The organism is Vibrio rumoiensis 1S-45, from assembly GCF_000286955.2.
GTDB lineage: Bacteria > Pseudomonadota > Gammaproteobacteria > Enterobacterales > Vibrionaceae > Vibrio > Vibrio rumoiensis_A.
Genome location: NZ_AJYK02000081.1, coordinates 1 through 19,927, shown reverse-complemented (window position 1 = coordinate 19,927; position 19,927 = coordinate 1). Strand labels below are relative to the sequence as shown.

The 19,927-nt window shown below is 38.4% G+C and carries 15 protein-coding genes; 10 read left to right on the top strand and 5 right to left on the bottom strand.

What is annotated here, in order from left to right; genetic code table 11:
• Window positions 1-51: 51 nt before the first annotated feature.
• Window positions 52-939: a LysR family transcriptional regulator gene (locus tag A1QC_RS10545; RefSeq protein ID WP_017025000.1), complete on the bottom strand. Its 888-nt coding sequence runs from the start codon at window positions 937-939 to the stop codon at window positions 52-54.
• Window positions 940-1,059: 120 nt separating this feature from the next.
• Here A1QC_RS10545 and A1QC_RS10540 point away from each other — a divergent pair, with 120 nt between their 5' ends.
• From A1QC_RS10540 to A1QC_RS10520, 5 genes are all read left to right on the top strand, one after another.
• Window positions 1,060-1,749 (top strand): type 1 glutamine amidotransferase domain-containing protein, encoded by a 690-nt coding sequence (locus A1QC_RS10540; protein ID WP_017024999.1) that lies wholly within the window; start codon window positions 1,060-1,062, stop codon window positions 1,747-1,749.
• Between the two features lie 189 nt (window positions 1,750-1,938).
• Complete coding sequence (locus tag A1QC_RS10535; RefSeq protein WP_017024998.1) at window positions 1,939-2,772, top strand: CvfB family protein; 834 nt, start codon at window positions 1,939-1,941, stop codon at window positions 2,770-2,772.
• Window positions 2,773-3,009: 237 nt separating this feature from the next.
• On the top strand, window positions 3,010-3,597 hold the full coding sequence (locus A1QC_RS10530) for a DUF2238 domain-containing protein (RefSeq protein WP_017024997.1): 588 nt from the start codon (window positions 3,010-3,012) through the stop codon (window positions 3,595-3,597).
• 267 nt (window positions 3,598-3,864) lie between these two features.
• The gene (locus A1QC_RS10525) at window positions 3,865-4,278 is read left to right on the top strand and encodes a VOC family protein (protein ID WP_017024996.1); all 414 of its coding nucleotides are present in this window, start codon (window positions 3,865-3,867) and stop codon (window positions 4,276-4,278) included.
• Between the two features lie 174 nt (window positions 4,279-4,452).
• Entirely contained in the window at window positions 4,453-5,220 is a 768-nt protein-coding gene (locus tag A1QC_RS10520; RefSeq protein WP_017024995.1) for a transporter substrate-binding domain-containing protein, read from the top strand.
• 292 nt (window positions 5,221-5,512) lie between these two features.
• Here the strand turns inward: A1QC_RS10520 and rsmF are convergent, their stop codons facing one another.
• The 4 genes from rsmF to A1QC_RS10500 form a co-directional block, all read right to left on the bottom strand.
• A complete protein-coding gene (gene rsmF / locus A1QC_RS10515) occupies window positions 5,513-6,952 on the bottom strand; it encodes a 16S rRNA (cytosine(1407)-C(5))-methyltransferase RsmF (protein WP_026025800.1) in 1,440 nt (479 codons plus the stop codon).
• An 89-nt stretch (window positions 6,953-7,041) separates the two neighbouring features.
• Window positions 7,042-9,690: an MlaD family protein gene (locus tag A1QC_RS10510; protein WP_017024993.1), complete on the bottom strand. Its 2,649-nt coding sequence runs from the start codon at window positions 9,688-9,690 to the stop codon at window positions 7,042-7,044.
• Window positions 9,680-10,981: a paraquat-inducible protein A gene (locus A1QC_RS10505; RefSeq protein ID WP_017024992.1), complete on the bottom strand. Its 1,302-nt coding sequence runs from the start codon at window positions 10,979-10,981 to the stop codon at window positions 9,680-9,682. The genes A1QC_RS10510 and A1QC_RS10505 overlap by 11 nt, the downstream gene beginning before the upstream one ends.
• A 48-nt stretch (window positions 10,982-11,029) precedes the next feature.
• On the bottom strand, window positions 11,030-12,841 hold the full coding sequence (locus A1QC_RS10500) for an ABC transporter ATP-binding protein (protein WP_017024991.1): 1,812 nt from the start codon (window positions 12,839-12,841) through the stop codon (window positions 11,030-11,032).
• Window positions 12,842-12,908: 67 nt separating this feature from the next.
• On the opposite strand from A1QC_RS10500, the gene A1QC_RS10495 reads away from it, so the two are divergent.
• The 5 genes from A1QC_RS10495 (at window position 12,909) to pepN (ending at window position 19,780) form a co-directional block, all read left to right on the top strand.
• Window positions 12,909-13,373 (top strand): GAF domain-containing protein, encoded by a 465-nt coding sequence (locus A1QC_RS10495; protein ID WP_017024990.1) that lies wholly within the window; start codon window positions 12,909-12,911, stop codon window positions 13,371-13,373.
• Between the two features lie 111 nt (window positions 13,374-13,484).
• The gene (proQ, locus tag A1QC_RS10490) at window positions 13,485-14,120 is read left to right on the top strand and encodes an RNA chaperone ProQ (protein WP_017024989.1); all 636 of its coding nucleotides are present in this window, start codon (window positions 13,485-13,487) and stop codon (window positions 14,118-14,120) included.
• Between the two features lie 17 nt (window positions 14,121-14,137).
• Window positions 14,138-16,144 carry a carboxy terminal-processing peptidase gene (prc, locus tag A1QC_RS10485; RefSeq protein WP_017024988.1) on the top strand — a complete coding sequence of 669 codons (2,007 nt, stop codon included), beginning with the start codon at window positions 14,138-14,140 and terminating at the stop codon, window positions 16,142-16,144.
• A gap of 142 nt (window positions 16,145-16,286) precedes the next feature.
• Window positions 16,287-16,961 carry a hypothetical protein gene (locus A1QC_RS10480; protein WP_069575553.1) on the top strand — a complete coding sequence of 225 codons (675 nt, stop codon included), beginning with the start codon at window positions 16,287-16,289 and terminating at the stop codon, window positions 16,959-16,961.
• 212 nt (window positions 16,962-17,173) lie between these two features.
• On the top strand, window positions 17,174-19,780 hold the full coding sequence (gene pepN / locus A1QC_RS10475) for an aminopeptidase N (protein ID WP_017024986.1): 2,607 nt from the start codon (window positions 17,174-17,176) through the stop codon (window positions 19,778-19,780).
• The last annotated feature ends 147 nt before the right edge of the window (window positions 19,781-19,927 follow it).

The window sequence follows — 19,927 nt, the reverse complement described above, 5'->3', positions numbered from 1 at the left end:
TTTAAAGTTAGCTTTATTAAAACCCAATGATTCGCGTCATTGGGTTTTTTATTATGCGAATTTAGCTTTAAGAAAATCGATTAACAAACGTAATTTCTTTGATTTTGCTGCACCGGATGGAAACACTGCAAATACTTCAATATTGATTAAAGTATAGTTTGTTAAGAGTTGTACGAGTTTTCCACTTCTTACTTTAGGTTGAGCGTCGTAATAGGGGATCCGACCCAATCCATGACCACCTTCGACAAATGCCGTTCGAGAGGCCGCATTATTGGTCGCCATTAACCCTTCCATTTTGATACTGAATGAACGTTGTCCTTTGTTCAGTTCCAATAAGCGTGATGCTGGTTTGTAGATAACCCACTTATGCTGCTGCAGATCGGTGGGTGTTGTTGGCGTTCCAAACTTATTTAAGTAATCAGGGGAAGCAAAAATACCGGTAGGTAAAGACATTAAATGAGAAGCTTGTAAGCCTGAATCATACAAAGGTGCCCCACGGATCGCTAAATCGATGCCTTGCTGAAGGATATTGACGACATCATCGGTGAATTCAATATCCAGTTCAATTTTAGGATAGAGCGCTCTAAACTCATTTAATGCGGGGATCATAAAGGCCATGCCAACATTAATGGGGCAGGTGATTTTGAGTAAACCTTCTGGGACGTGCTTGAAATTGTCCATTTTTTGCTGAGCGTTATGCGCTTGTTCAGCAATAGTTAGGCAGTTCTCATAAAAGGATTCGCCAGCTTCGGTTAATGATAAGGTACGTGTCGAGCGATTTAATAGCTTGATTGAAAAATGCTGCTCTAGTTTTTTTACATGATAACTCACCACTGCACGAGTTAACCCTAATTGCTTGGCGGCCGCCGTAAAACTGCCTTGTTTAACCACTTGAGAAAACACAACCATACTTTTTAATTGTTCAAATGAAATATCCATCACGCACCTTTGTATCAAATATTGATACATAGTAGCTTAATTTTAATGCATTGTTCATATATATAAAGTGAACTACACTCTATCCTTATTCATTGAAATGGCGAATTAAGGAACGAAATAATGACAAAACAAAACATACTAATGGTGCTGACTTCTCATTCAGATCTTGGTAACACAGGCGAGAAAACCGGTTTTTGGGTTGAAGAATTTGCCGCTCCTTATTACGCCTTTTTAGATGCAGGTGCCACAGTAACGCTTGCAACACCGGCTGGTGGGCAACCACCGATTGATCCAAGCAGTGAATTACCTGATTTTCAAACTGCCGCAACGCAACGTTTTGATAATGATGAAAGTGCAAAAGCAGCACTTGCGAGCACGTTGAAATTATCGGATGTCTCTAGTGATAATTTCGATGGTATTTTTTATCCTGGTGGACATGGGCCACTTTGGGATCTTACCGAGAGTAAGCAATCTATTGCTTTGATTCAGAGCTTCTTAAAACAAGATAAGCCAGTGGCTTCGGTATGTCATGCGACAGCGGTATTGTTGAATGTTACTGATGAAAATGGTGATGCGATCGTAAAAGGTAAAGCCGTTACAGGATTTAGTAATACTGAAGAAGAGGCGGTGGGCCTTATTCAGATCGTTCCATTTCTATTAGAAGATGAGCTTAAAAATAAAGGTGGCGACTACCAAAAAGTCGATGATTGGAATGTATTAGCGGTTCAAGATGGATTGTTAATCACGGGGCAAAACCCAGCAAGTTCAGAAGCTACAGCTGAAAAATTACTTGCTCATTTAGCAAAGTAATTCCTTAATAGGTCGGTAGCACAAAACCATCTAAGACTACTTAAGCCCAATAATGATCATTTCATTATTGGGCTTCATTTTTTGTATCTCTATTTGATTGAATATTATTATTTAATGGAATAACGCAGGCAAGCCTGATTTATATCGCGTATAATCACCGCGTCATTTACGTTAAGAATAAGAGTTTTCATGATTAAAATTGGTCAAATCAACACACTTCCTGTCACTAAACAAACAGATTTTGGGTATTTTCTTGATGCCGACGATTTTGGCTCTGTATTACTGCCAAATAAGTTCGCACCTGACGATATTGTGGTCGGTGGCGAGGTTGATGTTATGTTGTATTTTGATTCAGATAATCAACTTTCTGCAACCACTGAAACGCCTATCGCACAAGTTGGCCAATGGGGCATGATGCATGTGGTTGGTGTCAATAACATTGGTGCTTTTGTTGATTGGGGAATTGATAAAAAAGATCTACTTATTCCGTTCAGCAATCAGCGTGTACCACTACATGAAGAACAAAACATTCTGGTTTATGTGTATTCTGATTCAGCTTCTGGCCGCATAGTGGGTACCACTAAATTTAATAAATTATTAGATAAAACACCGGCAAACTATGAAGTTAACCAACAAGTTGAGCTATTAATCGCGGAACGTACTGATTTAGGTTTTAAAGCGATCATTCACGGTGAGCATTGGGGCGTGATTTTTAAGTCTGATGTGTTTGGTAAGTTGTTTGTTGGTAAAAGGCTGAAAGGCTACATCAAAGCAATCCGCGAAGATGGGCGTATCAATTTATCATTACAAAAGATTGGTGTGGCTAAAATGGATGACTTGAGCGAAAAAGTCCTACACGTTTTAGAAACCAAAGGTGGCTTCTTACCGTTAAGTGATAAGTCTACACCAGAAGCGATTTTTACGGTTTTCCGTACCAGTAAAGGCACGTTTAAAAAGACCATTGGTGGCCTTTATAAACAAGGCAAAATCAGAATTGAACACGATGGTATTTATCTGATTTAACAGAAAATAGCGTTTAAAATTTTTCGTTGAAACTGCAGCTTTGTTGCCTACATTTATTCACTGCAATTTCAATTAATTTAGGTACAAGTGAAACGTATAGCTGAGAGGTTATACGTTTTTTTTACATGAAAATTAGTTACTTTGGTGTCAATCACAAATAAAATCGCTCGGGTATTAGTGATTTTAGCTTAGTAAGCTTATGTGAATTTCAGACTGGAAAAACGGCTAAGGGAATACATGGGAAAATATTTATGGGGTTTAGTGTTCGGCTTGGTATTCATCTGGTCAGCGATTGAGCCTAAAGATAGCTTTACTTGGTTATTAGAGGTACTGCCTGCATTGATTGGCGCTGGTATTTTATTGATTACTTATAAGCGTTTTCCACTAACGCCATTACTTTATTTCTTTATTCTAGTGCATTGCGTGATATTAATGATAGGCGGCCACTACACTTATGCGGAAGTGCCATTTTTCGACCATTTATTTGGGGCAGCAAGAAATAACTACGATAAATTAGGACATTTTGCGCAAGGCTTTGTGCCGGCGCTCATTGCAAGAGAGTTAATATTACGATTACGTATTGTTAACGGCAAAACTTGGATGAATGTTTTTGTTGTATCTGTATGTTTAGCTTTTAGTGCTTTTTATGAATTGATTGAATGGTGGGTAGCGTTGGCGACAGGTGAAAACGCAGAAGCATTTTTAGGTACGCAGGGTTATGTATGGGACACACAATCGGATATGGCTTTTGCTTTAGTTGGAGCAATGTGTTGCTTGTTACTGCTGTCTAAATGGCACGATCAGCAACTCAAAAACCTGAAGTGATCTGAGATTAATTTTGAGGTAAGTCGGGCTTAATTGAAACAAAGCAAAAGAGACTATACTTAACTTAGTTGCGGATAAGTAAAATCACTTAATAGTTGTAGTGAACGACTAGCTACACTGTGTTGAATAAATATTTACTCCATTAATGCATTCACATGAAACTGAATGCATTACCTTAATAGGTTTTAGTGTTTACTCGGGATTCTTATTCGCATCTCAACTTGCTATGAAAAGTGAATCGCGCATTTAAGTAAAGTAAGGAGTAATATGATTCATGTACATGCGATAGACCATGTGGTTTTTCGGACCAATAATTTAAAAGCGATGATTAGCTTTTATGTGGATGTTCTTGGTTGCCATGTTGAAAGAGAATTACCTAAAGAATCAGGACTGGTTCAATTAAGAGCTGGAAATGCTTTGATTGATTTAGTGCGTTTTGACAGTATTTTAGATAAGGTCGGGGCTGATTCTCCCTCCCAAAATGGAAGAAATGTGGATCATATTTGTTTACAGATCCAACCTATTGATAAAAGGCAGTTAATTGGTTTTCTTATTCGGCATGGTATTGAATATTCCAAATTTGAACAACGCTATGGCGCTGAAGGGTTTGGAGAATCGTTATACATTGATGATCCAGAAGGAGATACTATTGAGCTTAAACCCATTAAGCATGTTGAATGATGATACGGCTCTAAAATTTCCATTAAGGCCAATCCAATATAATGATTTGAAATATAAATAAATTTTATGATGCTAGTATAGCCAAAGCTTATATTGTTCGCTTATATTAGATGTGTTACTTGGGTATATATTAAACAATGGATGTAAATACGAAATATGTATAAAGAGAGCAGGATGCTGAAAATTAAAGGTTGGTTTTTTATAGTAAGTTTGATGCTAGTTTCTCACGTTACTCAAGCTCGTACATGGGATGAAATTGTACAAAGCGGAGAGCTAAGAGTCGGAATGGCAGGGGATTATTCGCCTTTATCGTTTCGTAATAAACTTGGTCAACTCGTTGGGTTTGATGTCGATATGACTAAGCAGCTTGCCAAAGCATTAAACTTAGAAATACAGTTTGTACAAACAAGTTGGCCTACTATATCGAAAGATCTGGCAGAAGATAAATTTGATATTGCTGCGGGAGGAGTGACCTACACGGAGAACCGAGCCAAGCAATTTTCTTTTTCTAGTTCAGTTGCTAAAAACGGAAAAATCATTCTTTCGCATTGCAACCAAGCAGCGCGTTTTGAAACACTTGAGGAAATCGATCAACCCGATGTGAAGGTGATTGTGAACCCGGGTGGTACTAATGAGATATATGTAAACTCCCATATTAAGCAGGCGAGAGTTATTCGAGTTAAAGATAATTTTGCTAACTTACAAGGCATTCGCAATAAAACGGCTGATGTGATGATCACGGATTTGATAGAAGGGCACTTTTATCAACTGCATGAAAAAGGTGTTTTTTGTATTTCATCTTCCGATATTCTCGATGGCACGATGAGCTTTAAAGCTTATATGATGAAAAAAGATAACCCAGAGCTACTTGAAAAGGTGAATCATTGGTTAGATTCTGGAAGTAAATTTGTTCTCGCTAAGCAGTGGCAAGTTGTTCAGTAGAAAGGTGAATCATCCTATCTTGCTGAGAACTCAACTCTCCCAGTTTTTAGGTTTTGTGATTTATATGAGATAAAAAAGGACTCGTAACCATAAGTGTTACGAGTCGAGGGGAATGCTCTTTACAGAGCTTGCGTTAATCGTTTACTGGCTAACGGCTTAATGGAAGTAACCATTCAGCTGGTCAATAAAGGGTAGCGCATTACTCATTTTTATCCAGTTCGATTAAGGCTCAAAATCTGATGCTTTTGAAATTTCAAACGTTTTACATTCAATGAGAGTGTAATGTATAGGATTAAAAAAGGTTTTTATCTCGAACCAACTCTCTAGGGAGTCCATTCTTTATTCTGTTACCCACCCATTTACCTAATCCAATGACCGCCCCTGAAAAACCAACGATAACTTCACCAGATCCAGGCGTGATATCTGGGCGAATATCACGGCCCATAAACCACTCACGAGCATCTTCAATACTTAAATCAATTAATAGTGAGTTGTTTCCATCCGCTAATGCCATGACTGCTTCATGTTGCCAACGAAACATTGGACCTGATTTTTTTGATGCTTTAAGTGTTTCTGCTAATTTAATACCGATTCGGCTAAACCGAAGCTCGCCGATCATATTGGTCATTGCACTCGGAAATAGCCACACTTCTTTATCACGGATCCAAAGCTCACTGCTGCTAGGAAGGTTTAATGCCAATGTCTGATTAAGTTCATTGGAAATTTGTTCAATTAATTTGTTATTGGCTTTTTCGAATGGAAACTTACCTAAACGTTTTAACACTTCTGGTGGTGGTACAGATGACACTTTTTTCAATTTAGCGACAAAAAAACCTTCACTATCGAAAATTTGTGGATAAATGTGTAAAAAACCATGCTCTGTTAATGCTTGCTCAGCATTTTCAAATAGATCCCCTAGAGCTATGAATTCAACAGCTTCTGAGAATGTTTCTTTGAGATGTAAGCAGACTTCTTGGTTTTCTTGAAGGTTGAGTGTACAAGTGGAATACACTAATGTGCCACCGGGTTTTAGTGCATGAAAAGCACTTTCTATCAGATCTTTTTGAGTTGAAGCGATGTCGCAAATAGAGTCTAGATCCCAGTTAGACATGGCATCTGGATCTTTACGAATCGTCCCTTCACCTGAACAAGGAGCATCCAATAGTATGGTGTCAAATTGCTCCGGAAGCCACGCACCAAAGACTCTGGCATCAAAGTTGGTTAAGGCAGTGTTATAGACGCCACAACGTTGTACATTCGCGCTGAGCACTTTTACACGACTTGCTGCATATTCGTTGGCCACCAACGCGCCACTATTTTTCATCAATGCTGCTATCTGGGTGGTTTTTGAGCCGGGGGCGGCTGCCATATCCAAAACGACATTCATTTCATTGTTGTCTTTTACTAGAGCTGTAACCGGTAACATAGAGCTAGCTTCTTGAATATAAAACAAGCCTGATAGGTGTTCAGCAGTATTGCCTAAAGGAACACTGTCATCCTCTCGTTCAATCCAAAAGCCTTCATTACACCAAGGTACAGGAGAGAGAGACCATTTCTTTTGCATCGCTATAATTTCAAAGTCGGCTACCGATATCTTTAATGTATTTATACGAATACTACGACGCAAAGGTCTTTGACAGGCAGCAATAAAGTCTGTCATGGATAAATGACTTGGCATGGTAGATTCAACTAATTGTAAAAAGGCTTCTGGTAGCTTGATGTTTGGGTGCAAAAGGTGGACCTCGGGGAATAAAATGTAAGGGCGGATTTTATGCTTAAAACAAAAAAAATGCAGCTGAAATAGCTGCATTTTTTCTTACGTTAGTTTTTCGGTATGGCAGTTTGCCAGCTTAACCATTCTGATTGTGCTTCTTTATGAAGGACAAACGTCGATTTTGCTGTTGCTTTTGGTTGTAAGGCCCCATCTTCAGGTGTTGAAAAGGCAATGCCACCTCTTAAAATACTATCAACTGTGCCAGCCTTAACACTTGCACCTGAGAGGCCAACACTAACATTAACACCTGATACATCCCAAAATATCGAGTTTTTACGAACGAGGTACGTATACTTAGGTTGAATTTCAAAGGTGGTAATGACTCTGTCTGACAAGTCACCTAACTCAACATTGGTCACTCGGCCTACTTCAAAGTCACGATAAAGAATCGGTGTCCCAATTCTTAATGAATCTTTATTCAAGCTCTGTAGGTAGAAGGTTGTACCTGCCGTTATCTGTGGTTGGGTATCTAAGTCAAATTTATATTGGGGGTTACCTGTTGCGGATGGGTCAACTTGAATATAAGGACTTAATAACGTATCAATATTTTTAGCACCAGTTGTTAGGCTTATTTCAGGCAAGACAACCCAAAAGTGGCTGTTGTCTTTTGCTATGTTAGTAACGTATTCTGGAAAAATTCTGGCTGTAATTTCAACATTTTTTAGTTGGAAGTTAGGGTGGACAAGCGTAACTTCACCCACTTGAACGCCTTGGTATTTAATAGGCATACCTTTAGTAACACTCTTGTTAACAGGAGCAATTAGGGTAATTTGACGTCCAAATTGGCGAGCTGATTTGTAGTCATCATATAAAATCCAGTTGTCATTTAATTTGTTTTCAACACCTGATAGGTTATCAAATGAAATCCCACCTTTCAGTAAACTGGCTATTGGTGACGCTGTCACGCTTAATCCGTTAAGGCCGGCATCCACTTTAATGCCAGAGTGGTTCCAAAAAACAGTTTTGTTAGTAACGAGGTGTTTATAGCGGTTTTCAATTCTAGCTTGTATTTTCACACCGCCATCAACAAGGTAAAACTTCGAAACTTTACCGACTTCAAGATTTCTATATAAAATAGGGCTACCGATGGATACAGGAGGTAGGCTAGCGGCATAAAGCGTTAAACTAGTTGATCCTGATGTCTCATATTTTGCCAGTTCAGCAAGAGATTTACTGGCGTATAAGTGATATTCAGAATTGATTTTATTTTCACCTTTGCTATCAAAGCTGATAGAACCAGCAAGTAGGTGCTTAATTGGAGGCATAGAAATGCTTACACCTGAGCTGCTCAAATTAGCGTCGACACTACCTGAGATGAAGAATCGACTTTGAGATTTTACTAAGTTTTGATATTGAGTATCAATTTGTGCATCAAACTGAACGCGTTCACCATTTAAGTGCACTTTATTGACACTGCCGACTGGAATACCGCGATAAAGAATTTGTGTCCCCACATCTAAACCATAAGCATCGTCAGCAAATAGTGTAATAGGTTTAGTCATGTGATTAGCGCGTAATAGATCATTATTACGGATAACATCAAACTGACGAGTTTTGCTACCCACACCAGGTACTAACGTGACAAAGTTTCCACGAATAAAGTTAGACACATTTTTCATTTCAGTAAGCGATAATTTTGGTTCCTCTAGAACAAATTGAGTACCACTGTTTAAACTATCTAGAAATGCAGGTTGAACAGCCGCTGAGGCTTCAACAGAGGATTTATCTTCTGCTAGATGTACCGCTGTGATTTGCCCAACCTCAATACCCTTATACATGATTGGAGCATTAGGTGAAATGTTACTGTCGTCTGGTAAGCTCATAGTAATACGAATACCACGACCTGCAGTTTTGATATCTGGGTACAGTTTGTAGGTTTTGTTCGATTCGACTTTCTCTCCACCTTCTGGAGAGTCGACAGCAATGGCTCCCATTAGTAGAGCGTTTAAGCTATCCAGTTGAATATCAACACCATTAAATCCAACACTGGCGTTCACACCGCTGACATTCCAAAATCGGCTGTCAGAATTTACAATATGGGCAAATTCACGCTTGATAGATACTTGAATCTTTACCGTACTTGAATCAGGCGCTAATGTGTAGCTAGTGACTTCACCGATAGCGATCTTACGGAACATAATCTTAGAACCAACCGAAATGGAGCCTAAGTCTTTTGATGTTAAGGTTAAATTAAATCCATTTTGTCCTCTCATATCGAGAGGTTCTTCTTTTAAAGCTGTGTAATTTGTTGAGAACGATTCATTTTTCTTTTTATCTAAATCGCCTGCTTCTGGTTGAATTGCAATGTAATTACCTGATACTAACGCATCAAGACCCGTGATGCCGCTTAAACTTGCTTGTGGCTTAACTAACCAAAAACGAGTGTTAGCGGAAAGCAACTTAGTCGCTTTAGGGTAAATATCCGCGCTCACATAAATATCATTCAGGTTATCAGATAGACTGATTTTTTTTACTATACCAACTTCTAATCCTTGATAGCGAATGGTAGTACGTCCTTCCACTAAGCCTTGAGCATTAGAAAAATGAATTTGAACCCTTTGACCCATATTGGTATAGGTTTGATAGCCCAGCCAGCCTGCAAGACATAACGCAATAATAGGCAGTATCCACAACGGAGAAATTCTACGTTCTTTTTTTATCGTAATGCCATTATTCGGCAATGAATCATTTTTCATAATTAGGTTCATTTTTATTGTTAGTTGTAGGGTAGTTAGTCCAAATTAATCGAGAATCAAAACTTTCAGCAGCAAACATGGTGAATACCACCACACCTGCAAATGCAAGGGCAGCAGGCCCAGGGGAAAAGTCTAGAATTTGGTCTCGATCAACGAGGGCTATAGTTATGGATATAACAAATAAATCTAAAATTGACCATTTGCCAATCCATTTTACAAATTGAAAAAGTTTCATTCTCTGGTAGTGGTCATCCAATGTTTTGAATTGAATGCAAATTAAAATGTAAGCTAATCCAACCACTTTTGCTATCGGAACCAAAATACTGGCTACAAAAATAACGATAGCAATTTCCATCATGTTAGTTTTTACCAGTGATACGACGCCAGAGAAAATCGTGTCTTCATAGCGTTTTCCGTTACTGAATATGACCGATATATCTAAAAAGTTTGCTGGGATTAAAAAGATTGAAGCCGAAATTAGAAAAGCCCATGTTTTTTGAATGGAAAGGGGCTTTCTTGTTGTAATGGTATGTTCACACCGTAAACAAGTGTTGGTTGCAGGCTGGGATAAATGGCAATGGTCGCAATGCACATCTACATCTGAAAACTTAAAGTCTTCAGCGGTTTTCCAAATTTCCCAGTAACGCCTAACGCTGACCTTCGAAACTAAAGCAATCGCAATTACTTGGGATAACACGATGCAAGCTAAACCCATTTTGGGGTTAATGGTTGAGTATTCTTGTAATTTAAAAAAAGCAACCGCAATACTTAACAAGAAAACATCCAACATCAGCCAATGTTTTAATTTTTGATAAGCAGATAGCGATAACTGAAAAATAAAAAAGTTCTTTTTTTTGAGAGCCCAATGAGTGGTAAGAATTGAACCAAAAGCCAGAAATGGTGTAACGGCGCTACAAAAAACAACAATAAGCCCAAGTAAAAAGAAACCTTCTTTCATTAATGAGTATGAACCGGTAATAAGGTCAGCGGAGAAATTGACATTAATAAGACGGATCGTCACAAAAGGAAGGAATAGGCTAGGGATGAAGAAAAACAACCCACTGATTGCAAGAATGAGATTACTGTTTATATTCATTTCTTTGCTACGATAAAGTTGTGTATCGCAGCGAGGGCAATGAGCATTATTACCGTTAGGTAAGCCGCCAGTTTTTACTTTTAAATCACAACCAGAGCAAATAACAACAGGTTGAGGAGGTTGTGCTAGTGGCGTACAGTGCAAATGCTTAGGATCAGCTTGAGCACGATGATCTTTTTCAGAAAACGTGCTCATAATTGGCCCTTTGGCTTATAGTTGCTTTTGTTGTAAATTAAGCCATCACTAAATAGGTGTTGCGGCAGAGGACGCCGAGTTTCCATATAAAGTTTGATAAAGCCCTTCTTGTTTGACCAATTCACCATGCGTTCCTGTTTGAATGACATGTCCATCTTCTAAAACGTAAATTAAATCGGCTTGTTGTACTGCCGAGAGTCGATGAGCAACAATTAACGTTGTTCGGCCTGCTAAAAATGTATTCATTGCCTTATGTAATCGAGATTCAGTTGCGGTATCTAAGGCAGAAGTTGCTTCGTCTAAAATAACAAACTTCGGATTGGAAAGTAACATTCTGGCAATGGATAATCGCTGGCGTTGCCCACCAGATAGTCGAACACCTTGACGGCCTATCTGAGTATCTAATCCATCTGACAATTGGCTGATCACATCATCTAACTGCGCTATGTGGAGAACATTCCACAATTCATCATCAGAATGTTGGCTACCTAGAGTTAGATTTTGTCTTAAAGTGTCATTAAATAAAATAGGTTGTTGTAACACAACAGCAATTTGTTCACGAATTATTTCAAAACCAATATTATCAACATTCGTACCGTTAAACAGTAGCTGCCCAGATTGTGCGCGGTACACACCAATTAAGAGTTGAATTAATGTTGATTTACCGCCACCGCTAGCCCCAACTAAGGCGACTTTCTTTCCTGCCGGAAGAGTTAAGTTTAAATTATTAAGTACTTGTGACTCATCATTATAAGCGAAATTTAGATTCTTTACTTCAATATCAATTTCTTGGTTGTCAATAAACGGATTAATCTGACATTTTGGACGATATTCTTCTTCCATTTTCAGCAGGTAATTAATTCGTTGTAATGCCGCTTTAGCGCTATACCATGAAAATTGAACACCGAGAAGCTCTTGAACAGGGCCAAGCATAAACCACAAATAGCCAAATACCGCAAAGATTTGTCCAATAGTGAGATCACTAAATAATACCATTAGCATGGCAGCAGCTCGAAACAGTTCAAACCCTAACAAAAATAAAAGGAAGGAAAGTCGGCCAGCGGCTTCCGATTGCCAAGCGTATTTATCGGCATCATGGCGAATCTCATCTGCTTGATGTTTTAATTCATTAAGGTAAATTTTTTCTTTATTCGCTGCTCGAAGTTGATAAATGCCATCTAAAACTTCGATGAGCCTATTTTGGAATCGTTCAAATGAGTGGTTTTCTTTTTGCTTTAAATGTTTGACGTTATTGCCAAGTTTGCGAGAAAAGTAGATAACAATCGGGTTCACTAATAGAATAAACAAACCTAATCGCCACTCTAGCCAAAGCAGAACGATAGCCGTACCAAATACAGTAAGAAAGCTGATGATAAACTTACTTAATGTCGTACCAATAAATTTATCTATAGTTTCTATATCAGTAATAATGTGTGAATTTATACCGCCACTTCCTTTCGTTTCATACTGTTGAATACTGATCAACCCAAGTTTATCGATCATACGACAGCGGATCTGATAAGTGATGGTTTTTGATACCAAAGTAAATTGTCGGCTCTGCAATATATTGAGCAGTTGGCTAATTGAGCGCATCAGCACGATTAATAAAAATGCTAAAGCAATATAACCTGTAGGTGTTTGTAAAGCTTCAGGTAGTATATGATTCATCATATTGATACCGGAAGAGGGGTTGTTGAGTAAAACTTCATCAACCATTAAAGGCATCAGCAAAGGAATAGGGACACTAACAAATGTTGCTATTATTGCCACTATATTGGCGAAAATGAGCTTTGCTTTGTGTTTCTTAACTTGAGAAATTAACCAGTTTTGGTTAATGATGTGATTATTATTACTATCCATTGTCGATAATGATTCCTATTTGCAATATTTCTCATTGTACGTAATTTGAAAAAAGATGGAAGAGAGTATGAGTCTAAAGATGTACCAGCGCATTACTGCCCAAGTGACGGCTTTAATTGAATCTGAACCAGATATGATTGCTAACTTAGCTAATATTAGTTCGTTATTGAATATGGAGCTGGAAGACATTAATTGGGTTGGTTTTTACTTATTAAAAGGTGATGAACTCGTATTAGGACCCTTCCAAGGCAACCCTGCTTGTGTTCGAATTCCTGTTGGTCGTGGTGTATGTGGTACAGCAATTTCAGAAAACACTGTACAACGTATCCATGATGTACATGAATTTGAAGGGCATATTGCGTGCGATGCACAAAGTAATTCAGAGATTGTTATCCCATTTACTCTTAATAAACAGGTTGTTGGGGTTCTTGATATTGATAGTCCAAGTATCGGTCGTTTTTCTCAAGAAGACGAACAAGGGCTAGTTGAATTGATGAAACAAGTAGAATTAATACTTCAAACACACATTTAGCAGTGTTATTTTGCATGTGTTGGTGGTTTTTCCTTTCCATCTCACTATAATAGCCTGAATTATTTATATGAACACCCGTGCGAAAATGTGCCGCACCAACCAGGAACCCTCATGGAAAACACTGAAAAGTTAAAGAACAGCAAAGAAGTCATCGCCTATATTGCTGAACGTTTCCCACAATGCTTTACTTTAGAAGGCGAAGCGAAGCCTTTAAAAATTGGTATCTTTCAAGATCTTGCTGAACGTCTAAGTGAAGATGAGAAAGTAAGTAAAACCCAATTACGTGCTGCTTTACGTCAATATACGTCTTCTTGGCGTTACCTACATGGCGTGAAGTTAGGTGTAACTCGTGTTGACCTTGATGGTAATGCGAGTGGCGAGTTGGAAGCCGAACATGTTGAGCATGCTCAAGCGACATTAGCTGAAAGCAAAGCTCGCGTTCAAGCTCGTCGTAAAGAACAAGCGGATAAAAACCGTGAAGAGAGAGCTGCTAAGGCAAAAGCAAAAGCGACCCCTAAAGCGCCTCGTAAGCCTAAACCAGAATCGAAAAAACCTACGGCAAAAGTTGCACCAGTTGAAACTCGTGAGTTGAAATCTGATGAAGTCGTCATTGGTAAAGACATCAACGTCAACATGGGCCAAGGAAACATGGCAGCTACGATTGTTGAGATCAATAAGGACGACGTACGTGTCCGCCTTGCAAACGGCTTACAAATGGTCGTGAAAGCGGAGCACTTGCGCGTATAAAAGGGATAATCCTACGCATGAATTGCCGATTTAAAGTATCACTACTTGCTGCTAGCTTAACGCTAGCGGCACATTCAGTATTTGCTGCACAAGCAACTATTAGCGAGTCTCAAATACCGACGCTTGCTCCTGAAGTTCAACATGCGATTGCCAGCCAACGAGTTGCCAATCGCTTTATGCGTTCTCATTATAAGCACTTCAACTTAGACGATGCATTTTCTCAAGGTATTTTCGACCGCTACTTAGAATCGCTCGATTACAATAGAAATATTTTCACTCAAAGCGATATTGACAGCTTTAAATCATATACAACAGAAATAGATGATCAGCTTAAATCCGGCGATACTTCTGTGGCGTTTAATATGTTTAATCTTTCAATGAAACGTCGATATGAACGTTTTTCTTACGCTTTGACACTGCTTGATCATGAAATTAAGTTCGACAGTGATGAAACAATGGAATTGGATCGTTCTGAAGCTGCTTGGCCAAAAAATACCTCTGAAATAAATGAACTATGGCGTCAACGTGTTAAATATGATGCATTGAATCTTAAATTGACAGGTAAAAAATGGCCTGAAATTAAAGAGTTACTAACAAAACGTTATAACAATGCAATTAAACGCATTACTCAGGCGCACAGTGAAGATGCTTTCCAAATTTATATGAATGCGTTTGCTCGTCAAATTGACCCGCATACCAGCTATTTATCACCACGTTCGGCTGATGAATTCCAAGCAGAAATGAGCTTATCCCTAGAAGGGATTGGGGCAGTTTTGCAAGCAGAAGATGACTACACCGTTATCCGCTCTTTGGTCACAGGAGGCCCTGCGGCAACCTCTAAAGAACTGGCTGAAGGTGATAAGATCATTGGTGTTGGCCAAGATGGTAAGAAGATCGTTGATATTATTGGTATGCGTTTAGATGATGTGGTGCAATTAATTAAAGGACCAAAAGGGACTAAGGTTAATTTGCAAGTATTACCTGCTGGTAAAAATGCTAAAAGTCACGTTGTCACTATTGTTCGAGATAAAATTCGTTTAGAAGATCGTGCTGTTAAATCAAAAGTAATTGAAAAAGACGGTAAAAAAATTGGTGTACTTGAAGTCCCTAGTTTTTACGTTGGTTTATCGAAAGATACTAACAAGCTGTTAGCTGAATTCAATAAAGAAAAGATTGACGGTGTTGTGGTAGATTTACGCAACAATGGTGGTGGTGCGTTAACTGAAGCGATTGCTTTATCTGGTTTGTTTATTCAACAAGGCCCAGTAGTGCAAGTTCGTGATAGTTATGATCGAGTTAAAGTCGATAGCGATACTGATGGAATTGAAAATTATTCTGGTCCTTTAACTGTATTGATCAACCGCTACAGTGCTTCTGCATCCGAAATTTTTGCAGCAGCTATGCAAGATTATGATCGCGCAGTTATCTTAGGTGAAAACTCTTACGGTAAAGGATCGGTTCAGCAGCATCGTTCGCTAACGCATATTTATGATACGTTTGATCAAGAACTGGGTTATGTTCAGTACACGATTCAAAAATTCTATCGTATAAGTGGTGGTAGTACTCAGATGAAAGGTGTCGCACCAGATATTCCTTTCCCATCTGCAATTGCTCCTGCCGATACCGGTGAAAGTGTTGAAGATAATGCCTTGCCTTGGGATCAAATTCCAGCCGCAAGTTATGAACCTGTAGAGTCTGAATCTCAGCATCAAGCTGAAATTAAGCAACTTTCCGCCAATCATGATAAGCGTATCGCTAATGATGTTGAATTCAAGTTTATTGATCAAGACATTAAAAAGTATCAGCTTGAAAAGGATGATACGACTATTTCATTAAACGAAAAGCATAGAGAGCAAGATGCTGATAAAGCGGATCAAGAATCTCTAAATCGCATTAATGAACGTCAAAAATTAGCGAAAAAACCGGAATTCAAATCTTTAGATGACATACCTAAAGATTACGAAGCCCCAGATGCTTATTTGAATGAAGCTGTGGCAATTACTGCGGATTTATCAAAAATCTAATCCTCAGTTATAAAATAAGAAACGAGACCATTGTGTCTCGTTTTTTTTCATCTGTGCTTTTTATACCAATCGTATTTTGCGGGTCATCTCACATGCAACTATGCTTGAAGTAATCAAATGTATAAGCATGGGTGGCGTGGTGATGAAAAGTTTAATCATATTATTAAGTTGCTTAACATTAGGCGCTGCTGCATTCGAATCTCCGAAAAAATATGATATGAATTTGTTTGATAACCCTTTTCTGGTTGGTCAATGGAAAGTGATTAATCCTTCGCCGGACTCGATACCAGATGATTTTTTATCGATCAGTCTGAATTTGGAGTCTAATTATTTATTTGATATTCACATTGAGCGTAAAGACAAAACTATTGATTCTTGGAATGGGCAATATGAAGTGGATGGTCAGAATTTGGTGCTAGGGGCAAATTCTGAAGCGCCTCAGCATTATAGTTATGATGTGAATGCGAACCAGCTTTACTTGAATGGTGTGGCTTTTCAAAAAATACAACCGCAACATCTGGCTGGGTTTTGGCGAAGTACGGAAGTGAAAGGAGAAGATGTCATTTCAAGTTTTGTTTCGAATATAGATCTGATCCTATATCCCAACTTTTTTTTTACTATTCAAACCTATAATTCAAAAGGGAGTAACAAGTACCGAGATGGAATTTATTACTTAGAAGATAATTATATTTATTTCATCTATACCGATGGAGAGCAAAGTTCTCAATACATGATTGATTATAATCGATTGGTTCTATCCAGTAATGATGCTGATATGTATATCGCTTTCAAGCGAAGAAAACTAACTCTCGAATAGGTTTGTGTTCATTTATTTTTATTTTGTAACGAACAATGGCATTTTACCTTGCGGTGAATGGGAAAAGTTGAGTAGATGTGTAAGAATGTTGTTTCAGCTTTGTTTAAAGCGTTAAGTTGAAAGACCAGCTTTTTAAACAAGATTGAGAGATTGTTCGAGCCAGCATCTTTAAAACTCTGGTTCGTTTTTAAAGATAAACAAAAGGATTGATAATGAGTCAGCAGCCGCAAGCAAAGTACCGCAAAGATTACACCTCTCCAGAGTTTACCATTACCAATATTGATTTAACTTTTGACCTTTTTGATGAAGAAACAAAAGTCACTGCCGTTTCAACTGTGGTAAAGCAGGGTGCTAGCTCAACATTAATTTTAGATGGTGAGCACATGGACTTAATCAGTGTGCATGTTGATGGAAACAAATGGTCTCAATATGAAGTGACGAAAACGCAGTTACATATCCATGAATTACCTGATCAATTTGAGCTGACATTGGTCACAAATATCAATCCGTCGGCCAATACTGCGCTTGAAGGCTTATATAAATCTGGCGGCGCATTTTGCACACAGTGTGAAGCAGAGGGTTTCCGACGTATTACTTACTTTTTAGATCGTCCTGATGTACTAGCCAAATACACAACAACCGTTATTGCTGATCAACGTGAAAATCCGTATTTACTAAGTAATGGTAACCGAATTGATAGTGGTGATTTGGAAGGTGGACGCCATTGGGTGAAATGGTCTGATCCACATCCAAAGCCATCTTATTTGTTTGCCGTTGTTGCAGGGCAGTTTGATGTTCTTCGCGATCAATATATTACAAAGTCTGGGCGTAAAGTGGATCTTGAGATCTTTGTTGATCAAGGTAATTTAGATCGTGCCCCTCATGCCATGACGTCATTGATCAATGCTATGAAATGGGATGAGGGGCGTTTTGGATTAGAATATGATCTCGATATCTACATGATCGTTGCGGTTGATTTCTTCAATATGGGTGCAATGGAAAATAAAGGCTTAAACGTCTTTAATTCAAAGTATGTATTAGCAAATGATCAAACTGCGACGGATACAGATTACCTTGGTATTGAGGCGGTAATTGGCCACGAGTATTTCCACAATTGGACAGGTAACCGAATCACCTGCCGTGATTGGTTCCAATTAAGCTTAAAAGAAGGTTTAACTGTATTTAGAGATCAAGAATTTTCATCGGATCTTGGTTCTCGTGCGGTTAATCGAATCAACAATGTTCGTATTATCCGTGGCCCACAGTTTGCTGAAGATGCGAGCCCAATGTCACACCCAATTAGGCCAGACAAAGTAATAGAAATGAATAACTTCTATACCTTAACAGTCTATGAAAAAGGAAGTGAAGTAATACGCATGATTCATACCTTACTTGGTGAAGATAGCTTCCAAAAGGGGATGAAATTATACGTTGAACGTCACGACGGAACAGCAGCAACCTGTGATGACTTTGTAGCGGCAATGGAAGATGGATCAGGTGTGGATTTAACGCAATTTCGTTTGTGGTATAGCCAATCGGGTACGCCATTAGTGAAAGCGAATACCAGCTATAATGCTGATGAGAAAACCTTTGTTCTTGAGCTAGAACAGGTAACAGAACCAACATTAGACCAACCACAAAAACAAGCACTGCATATTCCAATGAATGTTGAATTATATGCATCAAATGGAGCTGTAATACCATTATACATCGATGGAAAATCAGTCGATAATGTACTTGATTTCAAACAAAGTTCTCAACGCTTTGTATTTGAAAATGTACAAGAAAAACCTGTACCATCTTTGTTAAGAGAGTTCTCAGCACCGGTTAAATTTGAATACGATTATTCTGATTCGGATTTAATGTTTCTAATGGTAAAAGCGACCAATGAATTTGCTCGTTGGGATGCTGGACAAAACTTGATTGCGAAATACCTACGCAATAACATTGAGTTTTACCAATCTAAACAAGAGTTGGTCTTTCCACAAAGCGTGTTAGATGCCTTCAAAGGGATCTTATTGAGTGAAAAACTTGAGCCAGCATTTATTGCTGAAATGCTAACTCTTCCAAGTCAAAATGAAGTGGCAGGCTGGTTTAAACCTGTTGATGTGGATGCAATTTCAGAAGTATTAGGCTTTATGAAAAAAGCGATTGCAGCTGAATTGGTTGATGAACTTACCGCGATATATCATAGCTTGAATCAAGACGCATACATCGTTGATCATCCATCCATCGGTAAACGTGCTTTACGTAATGTTTGTTTATCGTATCTTGCTACGACGGATGATGGTGAAAACTTGGTTAAGGCTCAATACCAGTCTGCAAATAATATGACGGATACTATGGCGGCAATGAACGCTGCAAATCAAGCGCAATTAGACTGCCGTGAAGTTATGATGAATTCATTTAGTGATAAATGGAGCCATGATGGGTTGGTGATGGATAAGTGGTTTATGTTGCAAGGAACTAATCCAGCCAAAGATGCATTGACTAACATTAAACAAACAATGTCACATCCTGCATTTAGCTTAAAAAACCCGAACAGAACTCGCAGTTTGGTAGGAGCCTTTTTTAATCAAAACCCAGTTAACTTTCATGCGGTAGATGGTTCAGGCTATCGATTTGCCAGTGAAATATTGGTGACTTTAAATGAGAGCAATCCACAAGTAGCGTCACGTATGATTGATCCATTACTAAAATACCGTCAATTTGATGAAGTTCGCCAAGACTTAATTCGAACCGAGTTAGAGAAATTGTCTCAGCTTGAGAATTTAGCGAAAGATTTGTATGAAAAAATCACTAAAGCACTAGAAGCATAATCTGATACCCAAGTTACCACGTGAGTGTATAACAACGAAAGCAGCCTTCGGGTTGCTTTTTTATTGTAGGAAATTTATTTAAAAAATTATCGGATAAAGTGATTCATTAATGATGAGTAATAGTTTATTCAATGGCTAAATATCTCA